Source organism: Microbacterium sp. CFSPD4_SD4, assembly GCF_057364585.1.
Genome location: NZ_JBNFOC010000010.1, coordinates 71791 through 94303, shown reverse-complemented (window position 1 = coordinate 94303; position 22513 = coordinate 71791). Strand labels below are relative to the sequence as shown.

General features: G+C 69.7%; 19 protein-coding genes, 1 pseudogene and 1 riboswitch. Of the genes and pseudogenes, 2 read left to right on the top strand and 18 right to left on the bottom strand.

Features of this window, described 5'->3' with window-relative positions:
- Nucleotides 1-151: 151 nt before the first annotated feature.
- The 6 genes from AC2W7E_RS13935 to AC2W7E_RS13910 all read right to left on the bottom strand — a co-directional run bounded on the left by AC2W7E_RS13935 (nucleotide 152) and on the right by AC2W7E_RS13910 (nucleotide 4556).
- Nucleotides 152-1441, bottom strand: coding sequence for a citrate synthase (locus AC2W7E_RS13935; RefSeq protein WP_025102954.1), 1290 nt, complete (start codon nucleotides 1439-1441; stop codon nucleotides 152-154).
- A gap of 190 nt (nucleotides 1442-1631) precedes the next feature.
- Nucleotides 1632-2744 carry a succinyldiaminopimelate transaminase gene (dapC, locus tag AC2W7E_RS13930; RefSeq protein ID WP_485989344.1) on the bottom strand — a complete coding sequence of 371 codons (1113 nt, stop codon included), beginning with the start codon at nucleotides 2742-2744 and terminating at the stop codon, nucleotides 1632-1634.
- Between the two features lie 9 nt (nucleotides 2745-2753).
- Nucleotides 2754-3074: a ferredoxin gene (gene fdxA, locus AC2W7E_RS13925; protein WP_017203330.1), complete on the bottom strand. Its 321-nt coding sequence runs from the start codon at nucleotides 3072-3074 to the stop codon at nucleotides 2754-2756.
- Nucleotides 3075-3083: 9 nt separating this feature from the next.
- Nucleotides 3084-3494: a hypothetical protein gene (locus AC2W7E_RS13920; protein WP_060922743.1), complete on the bottom strand. Its 411-nt coding sequence runs from the start codon at nucleotides 3492-3494 to the stop codon at nucleotides 3084-3086.
- A gap of 40 nt (nucleotides 3495-3534) precedes the next feature.
- Complete coding sequence (locus AC2W7E_RS13915; RefSeq protein ID WP_025102951.1) at nucleotides 3535-3849, bottom strand: AzlD domain-containing protein; 315 nt, start codon at nucleotides 3847-3849, stop codon at nucleotides 3535-3537.
- Complete coding sequence (locus tag AC2W7E_RS13910; protein ID WP_485989347.1) at nucleotides 3846-4556, bottom strand: AzlC family ABC transporter permease; 711 nt, start codon at nucleotides 4554-4556, stop codon at nucleotides 3846-3848. Before AC2W7E_RS13910 ends, AC2W7E_RS13915 begins: the two co-directional genes overlap by 4 nt.
- A gap of 105 nt (nucleotides 4557-4661) precedes the next feature.
- Here AC2W7E_RS13910 and AC2W7E_RS13905 point away from each other — a divergent pair, with 105 nt between their 5' ends.
- Nucleotides 4662-5210: a helix-turn-helix domain-containing protein gene (locus AC2W7E_RS13905; RefSeq protein WP_025102949.1), complete on the top strand. Its 549-nt coding sequence runs from the start codon at nucleotides 4662-4664 to the stop codon at nucleotides 5208-5210.
- A 3-nt stretch (nucleotides 5211-5213) separates the two neighbouring features.
- Here the strand turns inward: AC2W7E_RS13905 and AC2W7E_RS13900 are convergent, their stop codons facing one another.
- From AC2W7E_RS13900 to typA, 4 genes are all read right to left on the bottom strand, one after another.
- Nucleotides 5214-6839 (bottom strand): MFS transporter, encoded by a 1626-nt coding sequence (locus AC2W7E_RS13900; RefSeq protein WP_485989343.1) that lies wholly within the window; start codon nucleotides 6837-6839, stop codon nucleotides 5214-5216.
- The gene (glsA, locus tag AC2W7E_RS13895) at nucleotides 6836-7888 is read right to left on the bottom strand and encodes a glutaminase A (RefSeq protein WP_126894002.1); all 1053 of its coding nucleotides are present in this window, start codon (nucleotides 7886-7888) and stop codon (nucleotides 6836-6838) included. Before glsA ends, AC2W7E_RS13900 begins: the two co-directional genes overlap by 4 nt.
- Nucleotides 7889-7993: 105 nt before the next feature.
- On the bottom strand, nucleotides 7994-8878 hold the full coding sequence (locus tag AC2W7E_RS13890) for an aggregation-promoting factor C-terminal-like domain-containing protein (protein ID WP_485989342.1): 885 nt from the start codon (nucleotides 8876-8878) through the stop codon (nucleotides 7994-7996).
- 186 nt (nucleotides 8879-9064) lie between these two features.
- A complete protein-coding gene (typA, locus tag AC2W7E_RS13885; protein WP_485989341.1) occupies nucleotides 9065-10978 on the bottom strand; it encodes a translational GTPase TypA in 1914 nt (637 codons plus the stop codon).
- Between the two features lie 191 nt (nucleotides 10979-11169).
- Between typA and AC2W7E_RS13880 the strand changes: the two genes are divergently transcribed.
- Nucleotides 11170-11913, top strand: a complete 744-nt coding sequence (locus tag AC2W7E_RS13880; RefSeq protein ID WP_036292450.1) for a CPBP family intramembrane glutamic endopeptidase — start codon at nucleotides 11170-11172, stop codon at nucleotides 11911-11913.
- A gap of 7 nt (nucleotides 11914-11920) precedes the next feature.
- Here AC2W7E_RS13880 and AC2W7E_RS13875 read toward each other — a convergent pair whose 3' ends face one another.
- The 8 genes and pseudogenes from AC2W7E_RS13875 to gcvT form a co-directional block, all read right to left on the bottom strand.
- Complete coding sequence (locus AC2W7E_RS13875) at nucleotides 11921-12487, bottom strand: PH domain-containing protein (protein WP_485989340.1); 567 nt, start codon at nucleotides 12485-12487, stop codon at nucleotides 11921-11923.
- A gap of 1 nt (nucleotide 12488) precedes the next feature.
- Nucleotides 12489-14162 carry a dipeptide ABC transporter ATP-binding protein gene (locus AC2W7E_RS13870; RefSeq protein ID WP_485989339.1) on the bottom strand — a complete coding sequence of 558 codons (1674 nt, stop codon included), beginning with the start codon at nucleotides 14160-14162 and terminating at the stop codon, nucleotides 12489-12491.
- Complete coding sequence (locus tag AC2W7E_RS13865; protein WP_085606581.1) at nucleotides 14159-15103, bottom strand: ABC transporter permease; 945 nt, start codon at nucleotides 15101-15103, stop codon at nucleotides 14159-14161. Before AC2W7E_RS13865 ends, AC2W7E_RS13870 begins: the two co-directional genes overlap by 4 nt.
- Nucleotides 15096-16022: an ABC transporter permease gene (locus AC2W7E_RS13860; RefSeq protein WP_085606583.1), complete on the bottom strand. Its 927-nt coding sequence runs from the start codon at nucleotides 16020-16022 to the stop codon at nucleotides 15096-15098. Before AC2W7E_RS13860 ends, AC2W7E_RS13865 begins: the two co-directional genes overlap by 8 nt.
- A gap of 101 nt (nucleotides 16023-16123) precedes the next feature.
- Nucleotides 16124-17758: a peptide ABC transporter substrate-binding protein gene (locus tag AC2W7E_RS13855; protein WP_485989338.1), complete on the bottom strand. Its 1635-nt coding sequence runs from the start codon at nucleotides 17756-17758 to the stop codon at nucleotides 16124-16126.
- A gap of 215 nt (nucleotides 17759-17973) precedes the next feature.
- Entirely contained in the window at nucleotides 17974-20814 is a 2841-nt protein-coding gene (gcvP, locus tag AC2W7E_RS13850) for an aminomethyl-transferring glycine dehydrogenase (protein ID WP_485989346.1), read from the bottom strand.
- 61 nt (nucleotides 20815-20875) lie between these two features.
- On the bottom strand, nucleotides 20876-21253 hold the full coding sequence (gene gcvH, locus AC2W7E_RS13845) for a glycine cleavage system protein GcvH (RefSeq protein WP_485989337.1): 378 nt from the start codon (nucleotides 21251-21253) through the stop codon (nucleotides 20876-20878).
- Nucleotides 21250-22364, bottom strand: a pseudogene (gcvT, locus tag AC2W7E_RS13840) (glycine cleavage system aminomethyltransferase GcvT). The gene gcvH and the pseudogene gcvT overlap by 4 nt, the downstream one beginning before the upstream one ends.
- Nucleotides 22365-22415: 51 nt before the next feature.
- Nucleotides 22416-22512: riboswitch (glycine riboswitch) on the bottom strand.
- Nucleotide 22513 lies beyond the last annotated feature (1 nt).

Below are 22513 nucleotides of genomic sequence, written 5' to 3'. Positions count from 1 at the left end.
CAGGGCGCGCCGGGTGCGCAGCGCCAGGGCGGCCAGGGCCGCCAGGGCGCGCGCGGCGGCCAGGGACGCTGATCCCGGCTCGCGCCTGACGATGACGAAGGCCCCCTCGCACTCCGGTGCGAGGGGGCCTTCGTCGTCTGCGGCGCCGCGCTCAGCGCGTCGGGAAGGCGCGCTCCGGCGACCCGGTGTAGAGCTGCTGCGGACGGCCGATCTTCGTCTGCGGGTCGAGCTGGAGCTCGCGCCACTGGGCGAGCCAGCCGGGCAGGCGGCCGATCGCGAAGAGGACCGTGAACATCCGCGTGGGGAAGCCCATCGCCTTGTAGATCACGCCCGTGTAGAAGTCGACGTTCGGATACAGGCGACGCTCACGGAAGTAGTCGTCCGCGAGGGCGATCTCCTCGAGCTCCTTCGCGAGGTCCAGGAGCGGGTCGGTGACGCCGAGCGAGCTCAGCACCTCGTCCGCGGCCTCCTTGACGAGCTTGGCGCGCGGGTCGTAGTTCTTGTAGACCCGGTGCCCGAAGCCCATGAGCTTCACGCCCTCTTCCTTGTTCTTCACCCGCTCGACGAACCGGGAGACGCTCTGGCCCGAGTCGCGGATCTGGCCGAGCATCGTGAGGACGGCCTCGTTCGCGCCGCCGTGCAGGGGCCCGGAGAGGGCCTGGATGCCGGCCGAGACGGAGGCGAACTGGTTGGCTCCCGTGGAGCCGACGAGGCGGACCGTGGAGGTCGAGGCGTTCTGCTCGTGGTCCTCGTGCAGGATGAGCAGCAGTTCGAGGGCCTTCACCATGGTCGGGTTGATCTCGTACGGCTCGGAGTTCACGCCGAAGTTCAGCTTGAGGAAGTTCTCCACGAAACCGAGCGAGTTGTCCGGGTAGAGGAACGCCTGGCCGACGCTCTTCTTGTGCGCGTAGGCGGCGATGACCGGCAGCTTGGCGAGCATGCGGATGGTGTTCAGCTCGACGTGCTCGGGGTTGTGCGGGTCGGTCTGCCCCTCGTAGTACGTCGACAGGGCGGCGACGGCGGAGGAGAGCACCGACATGGGGTGCGCGGTGTGCGGCAGCGCGGAGAAGAAGCGCTTGAGGTCTTCGTGCAGCAGCGTGTGCCGACGGATCTTCTCGTCGAACTCGGCCAGCTCTCCGGCGGACGGGAGCTCCCCGTAGATGAGCAGCCACGCGACCTCGAGGTAGCTGGTGCTGCCGGCGAGCTGCTCGATCGGGTAGCCGCGGTAGCGCAGGATGCCCTTGTCGCCGTCGATGAAGGTGATGTCCGACTTCGTGGAGGCGGTGTTGACGAAGCCGTAGTCGAGCCCGGTGTAGCCGGTCTGACGGGTCAGCGTCGAGAAGTCGATGCTGTCGTGGCCCGCGGTACCGCGCACCAGGGGGAATTCGGCGGTGGTGTCGCCGATCGTCAGCTTCGCCGTCTGGTCTGCCGCAGCGCTCACGCGGACCTCCTCCTTCTGTCTGATCGCCCCGGCATCGCGGGCGTCAGCAAGTTCTTGATCAAGCCGGAACTGGCGATATCTCTGGCGCCGAGCGCCGGGCCGGGTGCCGACCGAATCGCCTTTACAGCCTAGTCGTCACGCAGGCCTACTGTGACAACCGCCAAAGGGATGGCTGTAACAGGGAGGGATCCTACAGATCCGCGCCGCGCAGGCGTCGCGCCGCTTCCGCGACGCGGTCGGTCGGCGCCGTCAGCGACAGCCGCACGTGCGCAGGCGACGAGGCGCCGTAGAAGTGCCCGGGACCCGCGAGGATCCCGAGGTCGGCGAGACGCGCCATCGACTCCCAGGCGTCGCGCCCCTCGGTCGCCCAGAGGTACAGCCCGGCCTGCGAGCCGTCGATGCGGAAGCCGGCAGCCTCGACGGCGGGCAGCAGCAGCGCCCGCCGCTCACGGTAGAGCTCCTTCTGCGCCGCGACGTGTGCGTCGTCACCGAGGGCGACGATCATCGCCTGCTGCACCGGCGCGGGCGGCATGAGGCCGAGGTGCTTGCGCGTGGCGAGGAGCTCGCCGACCACGCGGGCGCAGCCGGCGACGAAGGCCGCCCGATACCCCGCGAGGTTGGACTGCTTGCTCAGCGAGTACACGCTGAGCAGATTCGCCCGCGTGCCGCCGGTCACCCGGGGGTCGAGCACCGACGGGATAGCCTCGTCCGCCCAGGGGCCGTCCCAGCCGAGCTCGGCGTAGCACTCGTCGCTGGCCAGCACGGCGCCCAGTTCCCGCGCCCGCTGCACCGCCGCGGCGAGCTCGTCGACCGTCCAGGTGCGGCCGTCGGGGTTGCCCGGGGTGTTGATCCAGATGAGCTTGGCGCCCTCCGGCCACTCCGCCGGGTCGTCGACCGCGAGAGGTGTCGCCCCTGCCACCCGCGCGCCGACCTCATACGTCGGGTAGGCGACGCGAGGATGCACCACGATATCGCCGGCGCCGAGCCCCAGCAGCGTGGGCAGGAGCGCGACGAGCTCCTTGGAGCCGATCGTCGGCAGCACGTTGTCGGCCCGGAGGTCCGGGACGCCGCGGCGGCGGGCGTACCAGTCGACGATCGCCTCCCGGAGCGCGGGGGTGCCGACGGTCTGCGGATAGGCGTGGGCGTCGGTCGCCTCGGCGAGGGCCTGACGGACGATCTCCGGCGTGGGATCGACCGGCGAGCCGACGGAGAGATCGACGAGCCCGCCCGGGTGCCGGGCGGCGCGCTCGCGATACGGGACCACGGCGTCCCACGGGTAGTCGGCGAGGTCGCGGACGCTCACGGAGCGGGCCTACTCGCCCTGCGGCGGGAGCGCGGCGATGATCGGGTGGTCGAACGGGTAGACGCCGACCTTGGCGGCGCCTCCGGGCGAGCCGATCTCGTCGAAGAACTCGACGTTGGCCTTGTAGTAGTCCTGCCACTCGTCTGGGAGGTCGTCCTCGTAGTAGATCGCCTCGACGGGGCACACCGGCTCGCACGCTCCGCAGTCCACGCACTCATCCGGGTGGATGTAGAGCGACCGTTCGCCCTCGTAGATGCAGTCAACGGGGCACTCGTCGATGCAGGCGCGATCCTTGACATCGACGCACGGGAGGGCGATCACATACGTCACCCCCTCAGTCTACGACCCGTGGACCTCGGGTTCCTCCGAGGACGGCGTGGCGGGGCGGACCGGCTGCCGGGAGAACGACGGCCACGCGATGACGAGCAGCACGATGCCGGCGGCGAGATAGGTCCAGATGCGCCCGGCGAGAGTGTCCTGCACGACGACGGAGCCACCGGGACCGACGCCCGAGATGAGCACGATCATGCCCAGCATCCCGAGTCCGGCGGCGACGGCGGCGCCCCGGTCATGGGTGAGCGCCCGCACGGCGATGAGGATCGCGGCGCAGGCGATGGCGGCGACGATGAGGCCGATCGGGATCGGCCCCCACATGACGCTGTGTGCGATGGTCCCGGCCACGCCGTAGACCCCACCCACCAGGGCAGCAGCCACCCAGGACAGCACCCTCGACAACCACTTCCCGCGCACCCCCCGATCCTACCCGGGCGCTGTCCGGCGGAACGACGTGTCAGGCGGCGAGACCGAACAGCCGCAGCAGCGCGGCGACGAGGGCGGCGGCGGCCACCACCACGAGGAACGACTGCCGCAGCCAGAGGAGTCCCGCGGCGACGAGCAGGGCGGGGACACGCGCGTCGACGGTGATGGCCTGCCCGTCGCCGAGCGACTGCACCGCGACGAGGGCGGCGAGCAGCGCGACGGTGAGGAGATCGGAGATACGGGCGGGGCGCGGCGCTTCGAGCACCTTCGGCGGCACGAGATAGCCCACGGCCTTCAGGGCGAGGCAGATCAGGGCCGCGAGGAGGATGGCGCTCCAGAGGGTCATGCGGTTCCCTCCCCTTCGCCGGCGCCTGCGGGTCGCGGCGTTCCGAGCCAGTTGAACCATCCGACGACGATCGCGACGAGAGCGGCGACGAGCACCGGGAGTCCGGGCAGGAGGAACGGGGTGAGCGCGGCCGCGATCACGGCGGCCGCGATCCCGACGGCGACCGCCTGCCGTTGACGCAGACGCGGCCACAGCAGGGCGAGGAACGCCGCGGCCGCCGCCGCATCCAGACCCCACGCCTTCGGGTCGCCGAGCACGTCGCCGACCAGCGCACCGACGAGCGTGGTGAGGTTCCAGCCGAGGAAGATGCCGACACCCGTGACCCAGAAGCCCACCCGGCGCAGACGCGGATCGTCCTGCGCGATCGCCACGGCGGTGGACTCGTCGATCGTGAAGTGCGCGGCGAGCGCTCGTCGTGCCGGTCCCCCGCCGACGACCGGCGACATGCGCATCCCGTAGGCGACGTTGCGCACCCCGAGCAGGGCGGCGGACGCGATCGCCGAGGGCAGGGCGGCCAGTCCGCCGGCGGTGAAGACTCCCACGAAGGCGAACTGCGATCCCCCGGTGAACATCAGGAGACTGAGCACGCATGTCTGCCACACGTCGAGGCCCGCGGCCACGGCGAGCGCGCCGAAGGAGATCCCGTAGGCGCTCGTCGCGAGCACGACGCCGAGCGCCTCGCGCCACACCTCGCGCTCGGCGGTCATCGGGGTCCGCTCCGCCACGACGTTCGCTTCACTGAACACACGATCATCATTCTGAACATGCCTGGATGCATAGTCAAGCGAACGATCGTTTGCCATGATGAACGCATGGACGATCTCCGCACCCGCATCGCCCGCACGCTCCGCCGCGAGCGCGAGGCGGCGAACCTGTCCGTCTCCGAGCTCGCCCGGCGGGCCGGCATCTCCAAGGCGACGGTCTCCCAGCTCGAGAGCGGTGCCGGCAACCCGAGCGTCGAGACGCTGTGGGCGCTGGGCGTCGCGCTCGGCGTGCCCTTCGCGGTGCTCGTCGACCAGCAGGCCAACGCCCCCACCCTCATCCGCGCCGACGACCTCGCGGGGGTGCCCTCCTCTGCCGCCGCCTACAGCGCCACCCTCCTCTCCGCGAGCCCTCCGGGCGCCCGGCGCGACGTGTACCTCATCCAGGCGGAGCCCGGCGACCCCCGACGCTCGGACCCCCACCATGCGGGCACGATCGAGCACGTGATCCTCATCGCCGGACAGGCGCGGGTCGGCCCGCCCGAGGATGCCGTGGTGCTGAACCCGGGCGACTACCTGACGTATGCCGGCGACGCGGCGCACGTGTTCGAGGCCATCGCGCCCGGGACGAGCGCCGTGCTCATCTCCGAGCTCCGCTGAGGATCACTCCCCCGGCCCGGCCGGCGAGGGGTCCGGGATCTCGTGCGGACGGTAGTTCGGCAGGCGCGACGCCGGCAGGATCGCGAGCGCGCTCACCGCGGCGAGGATCAGCAGGCCGAGCTTGAGGGTGCGCAGGCGCGACTCCTCGTTCACGGCGACCGCGGCGTCGACCTGTTCCGGCGTCGCGTCCGTGGTCTCCAGGACCGCACGCAGTTCGTCGTTGCTGACGAAGTTCACCTCGTTCAGGTCGACCTGCGACACCAGCGACGGCGGCAGTTCCGGATGCTCCACGACCGCGCGTCCGACGTTGAGCGCGAGCAGCGAGACCAGCAGCGCCCCGGCGAGCGCCGTCCCGACCGCGGAGGCGAGATTCTGCGTGGTGCCGCGCAACGATCCCACGTCGCCGGCGAGCTCGGGCGGCGCCGCGGTCACGAGCACGTTGAAGACCAGGGTGACGAGCGCGCCCTGGCCGATGCCGAACACGATGAGGCCGGCGATGGTCGGCACGGTCTCCCAGTTGTTCGTCACCACGACGGACAGCCAGACGAGCGCCGCCGTCGTGAGGATGAACCCGAAGACGCCGATCGTGCGCGGCGGGTAGCGCGTGTAGAACCGCACGACGAGCGTCGCCGTGACGAACACCGTGAGGTTGAACGGCATCATCGCGAGGGCGGTGTCGAAGGGCGTCCGCCCCTGGACGATCTGGATGTACAGCGGCACCGTGAAGTTCACGCAGGCTTCCAGCGCCACGACGATGAACATGGCGTACACCGCGGCGCGCTCCCGGGACGACCCCAGCACGCTCAGATCGATCAGCGGCACCTTGCCCTCCGCCATCCGCCGCCGCGTCCACAGGAAGAACCCCTGGCCCAGCATGATCCCCAGCACGATGAAGAGGGGTGCCGGGGAGAGCCCGAAGACCGAGAACGGGGCGGACGGCGCCGCCGCGAGCGCTCCCCAGCTGTTCAGGTTGTTGAATCCGAGGGTCAGCAGCACGATCGCGGCGCCGATGAGGAGGGCCGCGACGAGATCGATGCGGATCGCCGCATCGCCGCGATCGCCGCGCAGCGTGAAGCTCAGCGCGAAGACCGCGACGGCGATCGCCAGCACGATGACGAAGAGCGGACGCCACCCGACGAGCGTCCCGAGCGTCCCTCCGATGAGGAAGGCGCTGACGCCGGAGATCGCGCGTGCCGAGCCGATCGCGCCGATGGCCGTGGCCTGCTGCGGGCCCCGGTAGTTCTCGGCGATCAGAGCCACGATCGAGGGGACGATGATCGCCGCGGCCGCTCCCGCCACGGCCTGCCCGGCGATGGCCCACCAGACGGTCGGGGCGAGGAGCATCATCACGGCCGACCCCGCGAAGAGCGCGACGACGACGCGGAAGATCAGCACCCAGCCGACGCGCTGCCCGAGCTTGGCCCCGGTCATCACGAGCGCCGCGACGGCGAGGCCGTACATCACGATCGTCGTGCTCGCGACGGTCGGCGGGACGCCGAAGTCGCTTACCATGCCGCCGAGGGAGATCGGCAGCGCTGCGACGTTGAAGGACATGAGCACCTGTGCGAGGAACAGGCTGACCATCGGCAGCCAGGACGTCTTCGCGGGGGCGGGGGCCGTGCGGGTCATGAGCGCTCTCCTTCCGAGGCTGACGAGACACGCGCCTCGCCGGCATGCGCGGGCGCGGGCGCGGAGGCGAAGAGGTTCAGCCCCAGCGACCGCGACAGGTGGCCGATCGCCATCTGCGACCGGATCGAGTTGCCCGCCTCGTCCAGCCGGGGCGAGAAGCCGGCGACGGCGCCCTTGCCGGGAGAGACGGCGACGAGGCCGCCCGAGACGCCCGACTTGGCCGGAAGGCCGATCTCGAACAGCCAGTCCCCTGACCGCTCGTACAGCCCACTCGCCGCGACGACGGCGAGCGTGTCACGGCAGACGTCCGCGGAGACCACCCGCTCTCCCGTCACGGGGTTGACCCCGCCGTCGGCGAGCGTGGCCCCCATGACGGCGAGATCGTGCGCGGTCACGCTGAGCGCGCACTGACGGGTGTAGACGTCGACGATCTCGTCCGGATCGCCGGCCAGTCGTCCGTAGCTGCGCAGCAGCCATCCGAGTGCGCGGTTGCGCTCGTTCGACCCGGCCTCGGAGGCGTAGACCTCGCCGTCCAGGCTCAGCGGTCGTCCGGCGAACGCGGACAGCCCCTCGCGGACGCGCTCCCACTGCTCCACCGCCGTGGCGCCGGGCATCAGCGCCGTGGTCGCGATCGCCCCGGCGTTGACCATCGGGTTGCGCGGATGCCCGTCGTTGAGCTCCAGCGCCACGACCGAGTTGAAGGCGAGGCCGGTGTTGTTGACGCCCACGATCTCGCGGACCCGCTCGTGGCCGTGCTCCTGGATCGCCAGCGCGTAGACGAACATCTTCGAGATCGACTGGATGGAGAACGCGTGCAGCGCGTCTCCGGCGTCGTGGATGCCGCCGCCCACCTCGATCACCGCGAGCCCGAACAGCTCCGGATCGACCGCGGCGAGGACGGGGATGTAGTCCGCCACCTCCCCGGACACCTCGTCCGCGTACCGGGCGTGCGCCTCCCGCACGAGCTCGTCCACCCGCTCCCATCCGGGAAGCGTGCCCGTGGAGACCTCCTGCGGGACGTCGAGCCAGACGGTGGGGTCGAGCACCATTCCTCCTCGGAAATCGCGACGCCCCCAGCCGTCTCCCTGTCACGGTAGCGTCCGTGTCGGGTGACGGCTAGGGGCAATCGTCCGCGAGGGGGCCCGCTCTGCGGCTCAGTACCAGTTCATGGCCTGGGAGTGTCCCCAGGCGCTGCACGGGGTGCCGTAGGCATCGGCGATGTACTGCAGGCCCCAGGCGATCTGGGTGGCGGCGTTCGTCTGCCAGTCGGCACCCGCCGAGGCCATCTTGCTGCCGGGCAGCGCCTGCGGGATGCCGGTCGCTCCGCCGTCGTTGTTGTACGCCTGGTAGTTCCAGCCGGACTCCTTGTTCCACAGCGAGTTCAGGCAGGAGAACTGATCGCCGCCCCAGCCGTAGCGGTCGGCCATCATCTGCTGTGCGGTGGCCCGAGCCCCGTCCGGCGTGTTCGCGGAGGCGAGCGCGGCCGCTGCGGCCGCCGCCTTCTCCTCGGCGGCGCGGGCGGCGTCCTCTGCCGCCTTCTTCTCCTGCGCGGCCGTGAAGGCCTTCTGGAGGTCTGCGGTGGCCGTCACGACCTTCTCGGTCTCGGCTTCGGCCTGCTCGGCCGTCACGGTGATGAGGACCAGCGGGAGGGTGGATCGATCGGCGAGGGTCTCCAGGTCGTCCTCGAGAGCGGTGGTGTCCACGGACGCCGCCGCGCCCACGTCGAGGCCCGACTCGGCGACCTCCGTGGACAGGCTCTTCGCCGCGGCGACCGCATCGGTCGCGTTCGAGACCGTCATGACGGCCTGATCGGCGATACGGGTGAGGGGCTCGGTGCCGAGCTCGTGGCTCGTGACGGCGGAGGTGGCGTCGGAGCGCTCCGCTCCGGCCGCCGGAGCGGAGGCGAGGCCCACGCTGAGGGTGATGCCGACGAGCGCGGCCGTGGCGGCGCCGAGGGCGATGAGGGGTGTACGGGTGACGGTGGCGCGAGCGGCTGCCGCGTCGGAGGCGCGCCGAAGCGCACGGGTCTTCTGAAGCAAGGCTTTGACTTTCGGGTCGTCGTACGCCCATATCGGGGACTCATCGGGAGCTCGCCCCGGGCGCAAGTCAACGAGTCTGCGTCATCAACCTGAACGAAAACTAGCCCTCACCTGGGATTTTCATGAGAGAGGGCCCCACGCGGCCAGGCGGCGGCGTGGGGCCCTCTCGAAAGGAGTGCGGTGCGATCAGGCGTTCGCGTCCTGACGCTTGAGACGCGAGGCCTCGCGACCGCGGACGGTCTGGTCGAGGATCACCTTGCGGATGCGGACCTTCTCCGGAGTCACCTCGACGCATTCGTCGTCGCGCGCGAACTCCAGGCTCTCCTCCAGCGTGAGGATGCGCGGCGGCGTCATCGACTCGAAGTTGTCGGCCGTGGAGGAGCGCATGTTGGTGAGCTTCTTCTCCTTGGTGATGTTGACGTCCATGTCGTCGGCGCGCGAGTTCTCGCCGATGACCATGCCCTCGTAGACCTCTTCGGTCGGCTGCACGAAGAACGACATGCGCTCCTGGAGCGCGATCATCGCGAAGGGGGTGACGACACCCGAGCGGTCGGCCACGATCGAGCCGTTCTGGCGGGTGGTGATCTGCCCCGCCCACGGCTCGTAGCCGTGCGAGATCGCGTTGGCGATACCCGTGCCGCGGGTGGTCGTGAGGAACTCGCTGCGGAAGCCGATGAGACCACGCGAGGGCACGACGAACTCCATGCGCACCCAGCCGGTGCCGTGGTTGGTCATGTTCTCCATGCGACCCTTGCGGTTCGCGAGGAGCTGCGTGATCGCGCCGAGGTGCTCCTCCGGCGTGTCGATGGTCAGGTGCTCGAACGGCTCGTAGACCTTGCCGTCGATCTTCTTGGTGACCACCTGCGGCTTGCCGACCGTGAGCTCGAAGCCCTCGCGGCGCATGTTCTCGACGAGGATCGCGAGGGCCAGCTCACCGCGGCCCTGCACCTCCCAGGCGTCGGGACGGCCGATGTCGACGACCTTGAGCGACACGTTGCCGATGAGCTCGCGGTCCAGGCGGTCCTTCACCATGCGGGCGGTGAGCTTGTGCCCCTTGACCTTGCCCATGAGCGGCGAGGTGTTCGTGCCGATCGTCATGGAGATCGCGGGGTCGTCGACCGTGATGGCCGGCAGCGAGCGGATGTCCTCGGGGTCGGCGATGGTCTCGCCGATCGTGATGTCCTCGAAGCCGGCGATGGCGACGATGTCGCCGGGGCCGGCGGATTCTGCCGGGTAGCGCTCCAGGGCGCGGGTCTTCAGCAGCTCGGTGATGCGGGCGTTGCTGGTCGAGCCGTCGGAGCGGACCCACGCGACCGTCTGGCCCTTCTTGAGCGTGCCGTTGAAGACGCGCAGCAGGGCGAGGCGACCGAGGAAGGGGCTGGAGTCCAGGTTCGTGACCCAGGCCTGCAGCGGGGCCTCGTCGTCGTAGGCCGGGGCCGGGACGTGCTCGAGGATGGCCTCGAACAACGGCTCGAGGTCGTCGTTGTCGGGCAGCGAGCCGTCGGCGGGACGGTTCTGCGACGCGGCACCGGCGCGACCGGAGGCGTAGACCACGGGCACGTCGAGCAGCGCGTCGACGTCGAGGTCGGGCACGTCGTCGACGAGATCGGAGGCCAGGCCCAGCAGGAGGTCGTGCGCCTCCTCCTCGACCTCGGCGATCCGGGCGTCCGGACGGTCGGTCTTGTTGACGAGGAGGATGACGGGGAGCTTGGCCTCGAGTGCCTTGCGCAGCACGAAGCGGGTCTGCGGCAGCGGGCCCTCGCTCGCGTCCACGAGCAGCACGACGCCGTCGACCATCGACAGGCCGCGCTCGACCTCGCCGCCGAAGTCGGCGTGGCCGGGGGTGTCGATCACGTTGATCGTGATCTCCTTGCCGCCGGCGTGCTTGCCCTTGTAGGTGATCGCCGTGTTCTTGGCGAGGATCGTGATGCCCTTCTCGCGCTCCAGATCGTTGGAGTCCATCGCGCGCTCCTCCACGTGCGAGTGTTCGCCGAAGGAGCCCGTCTGGCGGAGCATCGCGTCGACGAGCGTGGTCTTGCCGTGGTCGACGTGGGCGACGATTGCGACGTTGCGGAGGTCAGAGCGGAGGGCGTGCGCCATACAAGGGTCCTCAAAGAGTGTGGGGTTGCGCCGGGAAGCCGACGTTCCAGGATAACGTACGCGCGGATCGGGTTCCTGAACGCACGTCGTACCATCGTCCCGTGACCCTCCCCAACCCGACTCCCCCGGCGCCGCAGACGCCGTCGACCGCGCCCACTCGGCGGGACGAACCGCGTGAGGGTCGGGCACGCCTGTGGTGGGAGATCGCCATCGTGCTCGCCCTGGGTCTGGGCCAGTCCGCGGTCTACGCGATCGTGCAGCTCGCCTATCGACTCACCGACGACACCCCCCTCGCGGATCAGACCGCCACCCTCAACCCCTCCCGCAGCGACCGGGAGGTGTTCGACCTCATCTATCAGGTGCTGTCGATCGGATTCGCCCTGGTGCCGGTGCTCCTCGTGTGCTTCCTCCTCTGGCAGCGCCGTCGCCCGCACCTGGAGCGCCTCGGCCTGGACGGCACCCGGGTGGCCGGCGACGTCGGCCGCGGCGTGCTCCTCGTCCTCGCGATCGGCGTGCCGGGGCTGGCGCTCTACCTCGGCGGGCGGGCGCTCGGACTGTTCGTGGCCGTGAACCCGGCGGGTCTGGACGCGCACTGGTGGACCGTGCCGATCCTCCTGCTCGCCGCCGCCCGCGCATCGCTCCAGGAGGAGTTCGTCGTGCTCGGGTACCTGTTCGCCCGCCTGCGGCAGCTCGGATGGTCGCCGTGGACGATCATCGTCTCGACCTCCGTGCTCCGTGCGACGTACCACCTCTATCAGGGGCCCGGTGCCTTCATCGGCAACCTCGCGATGGGGCTGCTGTTCGGGTGGCTCTACCACCGCACCGGTCGACTGCTGCCGTTCCTGGTGGCGCACTTCCTCATCGACGCGGCGGCGTTCGTCGGCTATCCCTGGGCCGCGGCCACCTGGCCCGCCCTGTTCGGTCTTCCCGGCTGAGGCGCGCTCAGCCGAGGTTGACGACGACGAGCGCCGCGACGGCCCACAGCACGATGACGGCGAGGGCGATGAGGGCCGGGCCGTCCCAGCTGCGCCGGATCGGGGCGTCCGCCGTCGAGGGTGCCGCGCTCCACAGGTCGCGGATGCCGGTGAGCACCCGGAGCGCCGACGGCACCTTCACCTCAGCATCCTCATCACGGGAGCGACGAGGCGGACGTGCCTTGGCCGGTCCGCCCCAACAGCTCACGGTGCGGCCGTCGTCCAGCGTGAACTCGAGCTGCCAGCGCATGTCGATGTCCTGCACACGCGCCCAGCCGAAGGTCGTGCGACGCAGCAGGTTCTGCACCACGGCCCCCTCCTGATCCACGCGGACGAAGGAGACGAAGGCCGTCTCGTACACGATCCACAGCCCGAGCAGCAGCCAGGGCGCCACGAGAAGCGCCTGCACGATGCTGCCGTTGACGACGGTGTCCCCGAGCAGGAACAGCACCAGCAGGACGCTGAGGACGAAGACGACGGTGCCCGAGGGCGCACGGTAGGTCCGTGCGCCCTCGGGGTGTCCGGGAGATGCCACCTCAGCGGCCGCCGAGCGGGATCGACGCGCCCGGGATCGCCTTGAGGAGACGATCCGTGTACTCCTGCTGCGGGTTCGCGAAGATCTCGTCGACCGTGCCCTGCTCGACGACCTTGCCCTTCTCCATGACGCAGACCAGGTCGCTGGAGACCCGGACGACCGCGAGGTCGTGCGTGATGAAGAGGTACGTCAGGTTCAGTTCCGACTGGAGTTCGGCGAGCAGCTGCAGGATCTGGTCCTGGACGAGCACGTCGAGCGCCGACACCGCCTCGTCGAGCACGACGATGTCGGGCTTGAGGGCGAGCGCCCGAGCGATCGCGACGCGCTGCCGCTGACCGCCGGACAGCTCGTTCGGATACCGGGTGGCCAGCGCACGGGGCAGTGCCACCTGGTCGAGGAGCTCCTCGACGCGCTCGCGCTGCGCGGTGCGGTCGCCCACACCGTGGATCTGCAGCGGCTCCGAGATCGTGTTCCCGATGTTGCGCAGCGGATCGAGCGAGCCGTAGGGGTCCTGGAACACCGGCTGCATGCGGCGACGCAACCCGAACGCCTGCGCGTTCGAGAGGCGGGACACATCCTGCCCGTCGATCTCGATGGTGCCGCTCGTGGGCTCCTCGAGCTTCAGCACCATCTTCGCCACGGTCGACTTACCGGACCCCGACTCGCCCACGAGCGCGAGGGTCTTCCCCCGCAGGATCTCGAAGGAGACATCGTCGACCGCCCGGAAGGCTTCGCTGCGGAAGTTCCCCTGACGGATCTTGTAGTCCTTGGTGAGCCCGGTGACGCGCACCGTCGGCGGGATGGCGGCGAGGTCGTCGAGCGTCTCGATACCCCGGTCCTCCACGACCGCCTGGATGCGCTGCGACGCCACGCTGGGCGCGGCCCCGACCAGTCGCTGGGTGTACGGATGCTGCGGGTTCTCCAGGATCTGCCGGCTCGGCCCGGCCTCCACGATATTGCCGTTGCTCATCACGATGATCTTCTCCGCACGCTCGGCCGCGAGGCCGAGGTCATGCGTGATGAGGAGCACCGAGGTGCCCTTGTCACGCGTGAGCGTCGCCATGTGATCGAGGATGACGCGCTGCACCGTGACATCCAGCGCCGAGGTGGGCTCGTCGGCGATGAGCAGCTTGGGGTCGGCCGCGAGGCCGATCCCGATCAACGCCCGCTGACGCATACCGCCGGAGAACTGGTGAGGGTACTGGTGCAGACGCCTCTCGGCATCGGCCAGCCCCGCCTGCTTCAGCACCTCGATCGTCCGCGCCTTCACGGCCTCGCGGCCGCGGGCGATCCCGTTCGCACGGATCGCCTCCTTCACCTGGAAGCCGATGCTCCACACCGGATTGAGGTTGGACATCGGGTCCTGGGGGACGAAGCCGATCTCGCGACCGCGGACGGCCTCCATCTCCCGGCGACCGAGCTTCGTCAGCTCCCGGCCGTCGAGAGTGATTGATCCTCCGGTGACGACACCGGTTCCGGGCAGAAGGTTCACGATGGCGCTCGCCGTGGTGGACTTGCCCGAACCGGACTCGCCCACGATGGCGACGGTCTCACCCGGGAAGATGTCGAAGCTGGCTCCGTGGAGGACCTCCTTCTCCCCTTCCTGAGTGCGGAACGCGACCCTGAGGTCGCGGACGCTGAGCAGCGGGATCTGCGCGGTTGCTCGTGCGGTCATCGCCGTGCCCTCGCCTTCGGGTCGATGGCGTCTCGGATGAGTTCGCCGAGCGTGACGAAGGCGAGCACGGCCAGCGTGAGCGCGATCGACGGATAGATGAGCGCCATGGGCGCCACCCGCAGCGATGCCTGCGCGGCACCGATGTCGTTGCCCCACGACATCACGTTGCTTCCCAGCCCGACGCCGAGGAACGACAGCGTGGCCTCCGCGACGATCGAGGCGGCGAGCCCGAGCGTCGACACCACGAGCAGCGGTGCGAGCGCGTTCGGGATCACGTGTCCCACCAGCGTGCGGAACTTCGACCGCCCGAGTGCACGGGAGGCCACGACGAAGTCGGACTGCCGGACGCGCAGCACCTCTGCCCGCACGACGCGAGCGGTTGCCGCCCACGCGAAGCCACCGATGGCGAGCGCGAGCACGGGCACCGAGCGGTACTGGGAGAAGACCGTCATGACGACGACGGCGGCGAGGATGTACGGGATGGCGAAGAAGATGTCGCCGATCCGCGAGAGCACCGAATCGAGCCAGCCGCCGTAGAAACCGGCGAACGCGCCCATGATGAGTCCGAGGATCGAGGAGATCGCGGTGGCGAGGAGGCCCACGGAGAGTGACGTCTGCGCGCCCCAGACGATGCGGGAGTAGATGTCGCACCCCTGGAACGTGAAGCCCAGCGGATGTCCTTCGGTGGGGCCGGCGTTGCTGTTCCCGAGCTGGCAGTCGGAGTTCGGTGGCGCCGACGTGAAGAGGGTAGGCCAGAGCGCCATCACGATGAAGAACACCGCGAGGACGACGGAGAACCAGAACAGCGGACGCCGTCGGAGGTCCGACCAGGCATCTCGCCAGAGGTTTCGCGGCTTCTCGGCGATCCGCACGGCGTCGACAGAGATGGTCTCGGTCTCGACCGGAGCGACATAGTGGTTCTGCGTGGTGGGGTCAGGCATAGCGGATCCTTGGGTCGAGCAGACCGTACAGCAGGTCGATGATGAGGTTGACCAGGACGTACAGGATCACGAACACCGTGACGAAGGAGACCACCGTCGGCCCCTCATTGCGGATCGCGGCCTGGTACAGGGTGTTGCCGACACCAGGGACGTTGAAGATTCCCTCGGTCACGGTCGCGCCGACGAGCAGCACGCCGAAGTTCGTCGCGGAGTTCGTGATCACCGGGATCAGGGAGTTGCGGAGGACATGCACGGGGATCACGCGACCGCGCGAGAGCCCTTTGCTGTACGCCGTGCGGACCCAGTCCTGGTTGAGCGTGTCGATGACCGAGCTGCGCATCAGCCGCATGCTCACGGCGTACAGGCTGAAGCCCAGAACGATGGCCGGCAGCCACAGGCCACCCCAGTCGTTGTCCGACCCGACGGTCGGCTTGAACCAGCCCAGCTTGATCGCCAGGAAGTACTGCGCCAGGAAGGCGACGACGAAGATCGGGATCGCGATCGCCACGAGCGCGACGATGAGCATCGTGTGGTCGAAGAGCTTGCCCTTGCGCAGCGCCGAAACCGTGCCGATGATGATCGCCAGCGTGAACTCGATGGCGATGGCCATCACCGCGAGGCGACCGGTGACCGGAAGCGTCTCGGCGAGTACGGTCGACACCGGCCGGCCGGAGAAGGTGGTGCCCAGATCGCCCTGGAAGACGCCGGTGATGTAGTACCAGTACTGCACCAGGAACGGGTCGTTCAGGTGGTACTGCTCGCGCAGCTGTTCCACCACGGCAGGGTTCGGGGTCCGGTCGCCGAAGAGTGCCAGGATCGGGTCGCCGGGCATGGCGAACACGAGGAAGTAGATGAGCAGGGTGGCCCCGAAGAAGACCGGGATCACCTGCAGGAGACGTCTCAGGATGTAGCCGAGCATGCGTCTGTCCCGTAGTCAGGAGGCGGAGTGAGTGTGACGAACACAGCCTGTGAGGCGGCGACGGAAGACCGTCACCGCCTCACAGGTTCGTGCTGTCAGACTTACTCGCCGTCCTTCGTGACCTGGTAGAGGATCGGCCAGGTGTCCCAGCCGAACTCGACGTTCTCCACCGAGTCGCCCCAAGCGCCCATGGCGTTGGTGTACCACAGCGGGATGGCCGGGAGGTCCTGGAAGAGGATCTCCTGCGCCTCCTGGAACTTGGCGATGCCCGCCTCGACGTCGGAAGCCGCAGAGCCCTCGTCGAGGAGCTTGTCGAACTCCGGGTTCGAGTAGTCGCCGTCGTTCGAGCCGGCACCCGTGCCGAAGAGCGGGCCGAGGCCGTTGAACATCGACGGGTAGTCGAACTGCCACCCGGTGCGGAACGCGGTCTGCGTCTTCTCCTCCGTGATCAGCGTCCGGTGCTCGGCGAAGGTCGGAATCGGGTTGCCCGAAGCCTCGATGCCGAGGTTGTTCTTGATCTGGTTCGCGACTGCGTCGACCCAACCCTGGTTGGGGCCGTCGGCGTTGTACTGGATCTGGAAGGACCCGGTCCACGGCGCGATCTCGTCGGCCTGCGCCCACAGCTCCTTGGCCTTCTCGGGGTCGAACTCGAGCACCTCGGATCCGGGGATGTCCTCGGAGTAGCCGTCGATCACCGGCGACGTGAAGTCCTTCATCGGCGTGCGCGTGCCGCTGAAGACCACGTCGGTGATCTCCTCGCGGTCGATCGCGTGGGAGATGGCGGCGCGACGCAGCTGGCCCTCTTCACCGCTCCAGTGCTCGAGGCGCTCCGGGATGGTGATGGTCGCGTTCGCCGCGGCTGGCTGGTTCACCGTGCGGTCCGGGAAGTCGGTCTCGAACGTCTGCAGAGCGGTGTCCGGGATCTCCTGGATGATGTCGAGCTCGCCACCCTGCAGGTCGGCGTATGCCGCCTCCGTGCTGGCGTACAGTCGCATGTCGATGCCACCGTTCTGCGCCTCACGCGGACCCGTGTAGTCCTCGTTCTTGACGAGCTCGATGCTCTCGTTGTGACGCCAGGCGCCCTCTTCGGCGAAGACGTACGGGCCGTTGCCGATGGGGTTCTCACCGAAGGCCTCGAGGTCGTCCCACGCCGATGCCGGCAGCGGGAAGAAGGCGGTGTAACCCAGGCGGAGCGGGAAGTCGGACTCCGGCTGCTTGAGCTTGACGGTGAAGGTGAGGTCATCCACGACCTTGAGGCCCGACAGCTCCGGCACGTTCTCCTCGTAGGAGAAGCCCTCGATGGACTCGAAGAAGTAGCTCGAGAGCTGCTTGTTGTCGAGCGCGGCACCGTAGTTCCAGGCCTTGACGAAGGACTCGGCGTCGACAGGGTCTCCGTTGGCGAAGGTCTGGTCGGGCTTGATCTTGATCGTGTAGGTCTGGGAGTCCTCGGTCTCGATCGACTCGGCGAGGTCGTTGTGCACGGCGCCCTCGGCGTCGTAGTAGACCAGACCCGCGAAGATGCTCTGCAGCACCAGGCCGCCGCCGACCTCGTTCGTGTTGGTCGGGATGAGCGGGTTCTGCGGCTCGGTGTTGTTGACCGAGATCGTCGCGGTCGGGTCACCCGAGGGCGTCTCCTCCGTGGAGTCGTTGCCGCCGCCGCTGGCGCAGCCTGCCAGGGTCAGGGCGCCGATCACGAACAGTGCGCTGCCCGCGAGGGCGATCTTGTTGCGCTTCACTTTTGTCCTCCTGTGGACGTGGGAATTCTGCGCGGCTCATCATCGAGCGCGCAGGGATACCTGAGCGTAACCCGGGGGTCGCGCGTCCAGGACGTTCGGCTAACGAACTGTTACTGAGTGGTGACCATCTGTCACATGGCCGAAACATGGCGCAACGCGAACGGCGCCGCGCCGCCGGGAGGCGGGCGCGACGCCGTTCGTCGTGCGGGTCCGTGTCAGGCGAAGGCCTCGATCGGCGGGCAGGCGCAGACGAGGTTGCGGTCGCCGTACGCCTGGTCGATCCGGCGGACAGGCGGCCAGTACTTCGCCGCCACCAGCGAGCGCACCGGATAGGCGGCCTCCTCGCGGGTGTAGGCGTGCGCCCACTCCCCCACGATGAGCGAGACCGCGGTGTGCGGGGCGTGCACGAGCGGGTTGTCGTCCGCAGGCCAGCGCCCCGCGGCGACGGCGTCCGCCTCGGCCTTGATCATGATCATGGCCTCGATGAAGCGCTCGATCTCGTCGAGGTCCTCCGACTCGGTGGGCTCCACCATGAGGGTGCCGGCGACCGGGAACGACATGGTCGGCGCGTGGAAGCCGTAGTCGATCAGGCGCTTGGCGACGTCGTCGACGGAGATGCCGGTGGCCTCCTTGAGCGGACGCAGGTCGAGGATGCACTCGTGCGCCACCCGTCCGTTCTCCCCCGTGTAGAGCACGGGGAAGTGGCCGCCGAGGCGCTCGGCGATGTAGTTCGCCGAGAGGACCGCCGCGGCGGTCGCGCGCCGGAGGCCCTCGGCGCCCATCATGCGCACGTACGCCCACGAGATCGGGAGGATGCCCGCAGAGCCGTACGGGGCCGCGGAGATGACCGCGCCCTCGAACGTGTGGCCGCCGAAGTGCTCGGCGCGCTGCGCGAGCGGGTGCGACGGCAGGTACGGCGCGAGGTGGGCCTTCGCCGCGACCGGACCGATGCCCGGGCCGCCGCCGCCGTGCGGGATGGCGAAGGTCTTGTGCAGGTTGAGGTGCGAGACGTCGCCGCCGAGGTCGCCGAATCGCGCGTACCCGAGGAGCGCATTGAGGTTCGCGCCGTCGACGTACACCTGACCGCCGGCCGCGTGCACCGCCCCGGTGATCTCGACGACCTGCTCCTCGTAGACGCCGTGCGTGGACGGGTACGTGATCATCAGCGCCGCCAGGTCGTCGGCGTGCTGGGCGATCTTCGCGCGGAGGTCGTCCAGGTCGACGTTGCCGAGCGCATCGCTCGCCACCACGACGACCTTCATGCCGGCGAGCACGGCGGAGGCCGCGTTCGTGCCGTGGGCGGAGGACGGGATGAGGCACACGATGCGGTGGTCGTCGCCGTTCGCGCGGTGGTAGCCGCGGATCGCGAGGAGGCCCGCCAGCTCACCCTGCGAGCCGGCGTTCGGCTGCAGCGACACCGCGTCGTACCCGGTGATCTCGGCGAGCCAGCCCTCGAGCTGGTCGATGAGCTCCAGGTAGCCGCGGACGTCGGCCTCCGGGGCGAACGGGTGGATGCCCGCGAACTCCGGCCACGTGATGGCGGCCATCTCCGTGGCGGCGTTGAGCTTCATCGTGCACGAGCCGAGCGGGATCATGCCGCGGTCGAGGGCGTAGTCCCGGTCGGACAGGCTCTTCAGGTACCGCATCATGGCGGTCTCGCTGCGGTGGCTGTGGAACACCGGGTGCGTGAGGTACTCGTCCTCGCGGCGGAGGGCGTCCGGCAGCGCGTCCGCGTCGCCGAGGCCGAAGCCGAAGGCGCGCTCCTGCTTCCCGCCGAAGACCTGCGCGACCTGGTGCAGCTCGGCCACCGTGGTCGTCTCGTCCACCGCGATGCCGATCGTGTCGGCGTCGGCGACTCGCAGGAGGATGCCGTAGCCGCCCCGCGCCTGGTCGGCGTACTCCGCCGCCCGGCCCGGGACGCGCACGGTCAGCGTGTCGAAGAAGTGCTCGTGGACGACCTCGGCGCCGGCCTCGACGAGCCACTCGCGCAGCAGCGTCGCCTTGGCGGCGACGTCGCGGGCGATCTCGCGGAGTCCGTCCGGGCCGTGGTAGACCGCGTACATCGAGGCCATCACGGCGAGGAGCACCTGGGCGGTGCAGATGTTCGACGTCGCCTTCTCGCGGCGGATGTGCTGCTCGCGGGTCTGCAGCGAGAGGCGGTAGGCCGGCTTGCCCTCGGTGTCGACGGACACGCCGACGAGACGTCCGGGCAGCTGCCGCTCCAGGCCTGCCCGCACGGCCATGTAGCCGGCGTGCGGGCCGCCGAAGCCCATCGGCACACCGAAGCGCTGCGTCGTGCCCACGGCCACGTCGGCCCCGAGGGTACCGGGCGCGGTGAGGAGCGTCAGCGCGAGGAGGTCGGCGGCCGCGACGGCGAGCGCACCGGCGACGTGCGCGGCGTCGAACACCGCGGACGGATCCCACACGCGGCCCGAAGCCCCCGGATACTGCACGAAGACGCCGAAGAGCTCGGCGGGAAGCTCCTCCCCCGCGGCGAAGTCGACCGTGACCAGCTCGATGCCGAGCGCCTCGGCCCGGGACGCGAGCATGGCCTTCGTCTGCGGCAGCGCATCCGCGTCCACTGCGAAGACGTTGGAGGAGGTCTTCGAGGCCCGGCGCGCGAGCAGCATCGCCTCCACGACCGCGGTGGACTCGTCGAGCATCGACGCGTTCGCGGTGGTGAGGCCGGTGAGCTCGGCCACCATCGTCTGGAAGTTGATGAGCGCTTCCAGGCGCCCCTGCGAGATCTCGGGCTGGTACGGCGTGTAGGCCGTGTACCAGGACGGGTTCTCGAGCACGTTGCGCTGGATGACCTGCGGCGTGACGGTGCCGTAGTAGCCGAGGCCGATCATCGAGCGGTTCACCGTGTTCCGCGCGGCGAGGGCACGCAGTTCGGCCAGTGCCTCGGTCTCCGACGCGGCGACCGGGATGCGGGAGTCGGCGACCGCGTCCTCCGGTCCCGTGTAGATCGAGGCGGGGACGGCCTGACGCATGAGCTCCTCGACCGGGCTCAGCGTCCCGTTGCCGGCGGAGCCGAGACCCAGCGCGTCGAGCATCGTGCGCTGGGCGGCCTCGGTCGGTCCGATGTGACGATCGGCGAATGCAACCACGTCCGGATCAGCCCTCCGTGAGTGCGACGTACGCGTCGCGGTCCAGCAGTCCGTCCAGCGCACCCGCGGCGACGGACACCTTGAGCAGCCAGCCGCCGTCGAACGGCTCGGCGTTGACGAGCGAAGGGTCGTCGACGACGGCGTCGTTGACCTCGACGACCGTGCCGGCGACCGGAGCGTAGAGCTCCCCGACCGACTTCGTGGACTCGATCTCGCCGACCACGGAGCCGGCGGTCAGCTCGGTGCCGACGGCGGGGAGCTCGACGAAGACGACATCCCCCAGCTTCTCGGCGGCGTAGTCGGTGATGCCGATCGTCACGGTGTCGCCGTCACCGGCGATCCATTCGTGCTCGTCGGTGTAGCGGAGTGCGCTGAGGTCGGTCATTTTGTCCTCCGGTAGAAAGGCAGGGCGGTCACGGTCGCGGGGATGCGGGTCCCCCGCACATCAAGGAATACTGCGGTTCCCTCTTCCGCGGAAGAAGGGTCGACGTACGCCATCGCGATGGGATGGCCGAGCGTCGGGCTCAGGGCACCGCTGGTGATCTCTCCGATCGGGGTGCCGTCGGCGTCGACGACCGCGTAGCCGGCGCGGCCGGCGCGTCGTCCTTCGGCCGTCAGTCCGACGAGGATGCGGGCATCGTCGGCGGGCGCCGGAGCGTCCTTGCCGACGAAACGGTCCTTCGCGACGACCACGACGCGGCCGAGGCCGGCCTGGGCGGGTGCGGTGTCGAGGCTGAGCTCGTGGCCGTACAGCGGCATGCCCGCCTCCAGGCGGAGCGTGTCGCGCGCGGCGAGGCCGGCGGGGACGAGCCCGTGCGGCGCGCCGGCGTCGAGGACGGCGTCCCACAGCGCGGTCGCGTGGGCGGCCGGGACGAGGAGCTCGAAGCCGTCCTCCCCGGTGTAGCCGGTACGGGCGAGGAGCAGCGGCTCGCCGGCGAACGACGCGGTCGCCCACGCGTAGTACTTCTGCTCCGCCCAGGGGATGCTGACGTAGGCGATGCCCGCCGTCGCCGCGAGGATCTCCTCGGCCCGCGGCCCTGCACGGCGATCAGCGCGTAGTCGTCCGAGACGTCGTCGACCTCCACGGCGCCCGCGTCCGCGTCCGCGATCCGCTCGGTGAGAGCCCGACGCACGGCGTCGCGGTTGCCGGCGTTCGAGATGATGAGGAAGTCGTCGTCGGCCAGCCGGTACACGATCACGTCGTCGACGATGCCGCCCTCCGCCGTCAGCAGCAGGGAGTACTTCGCCTTGCCGACCGCGAGCGCCGACAGCCGCCCGGCGAGGGCGTAGTCGAGGAAGGCCGCCGCGCCGGTGCCGCGGACCGTGAACTCGGCCATGTGCGAGATGTCGAAGACGCCCGCTGCCTGCCGCACCGCGTGGTGCTCGGCGAGGTCGGACGTGTAGCGCACCGGCATCTGCCAGCCGCCGAAATCGGTGAAGGAGGCGCCGAGCGCCTCATGGCGCTCGCGCAACGGGGTGTAGCGGGGGTCGGACATGGAGTTCTCCCGGGCTGGGTCGGGCGGGACGACGACGTCGTCCCTGGGAACTCCCCCTCTGTCATGGGCCTGAGAGCTTCGCCCGCGCGAGCGCAGGGCTTTCACCGTCGGCGGATCCCCCGGTGCTCGGGATCGCTTTTCAGAGCGGC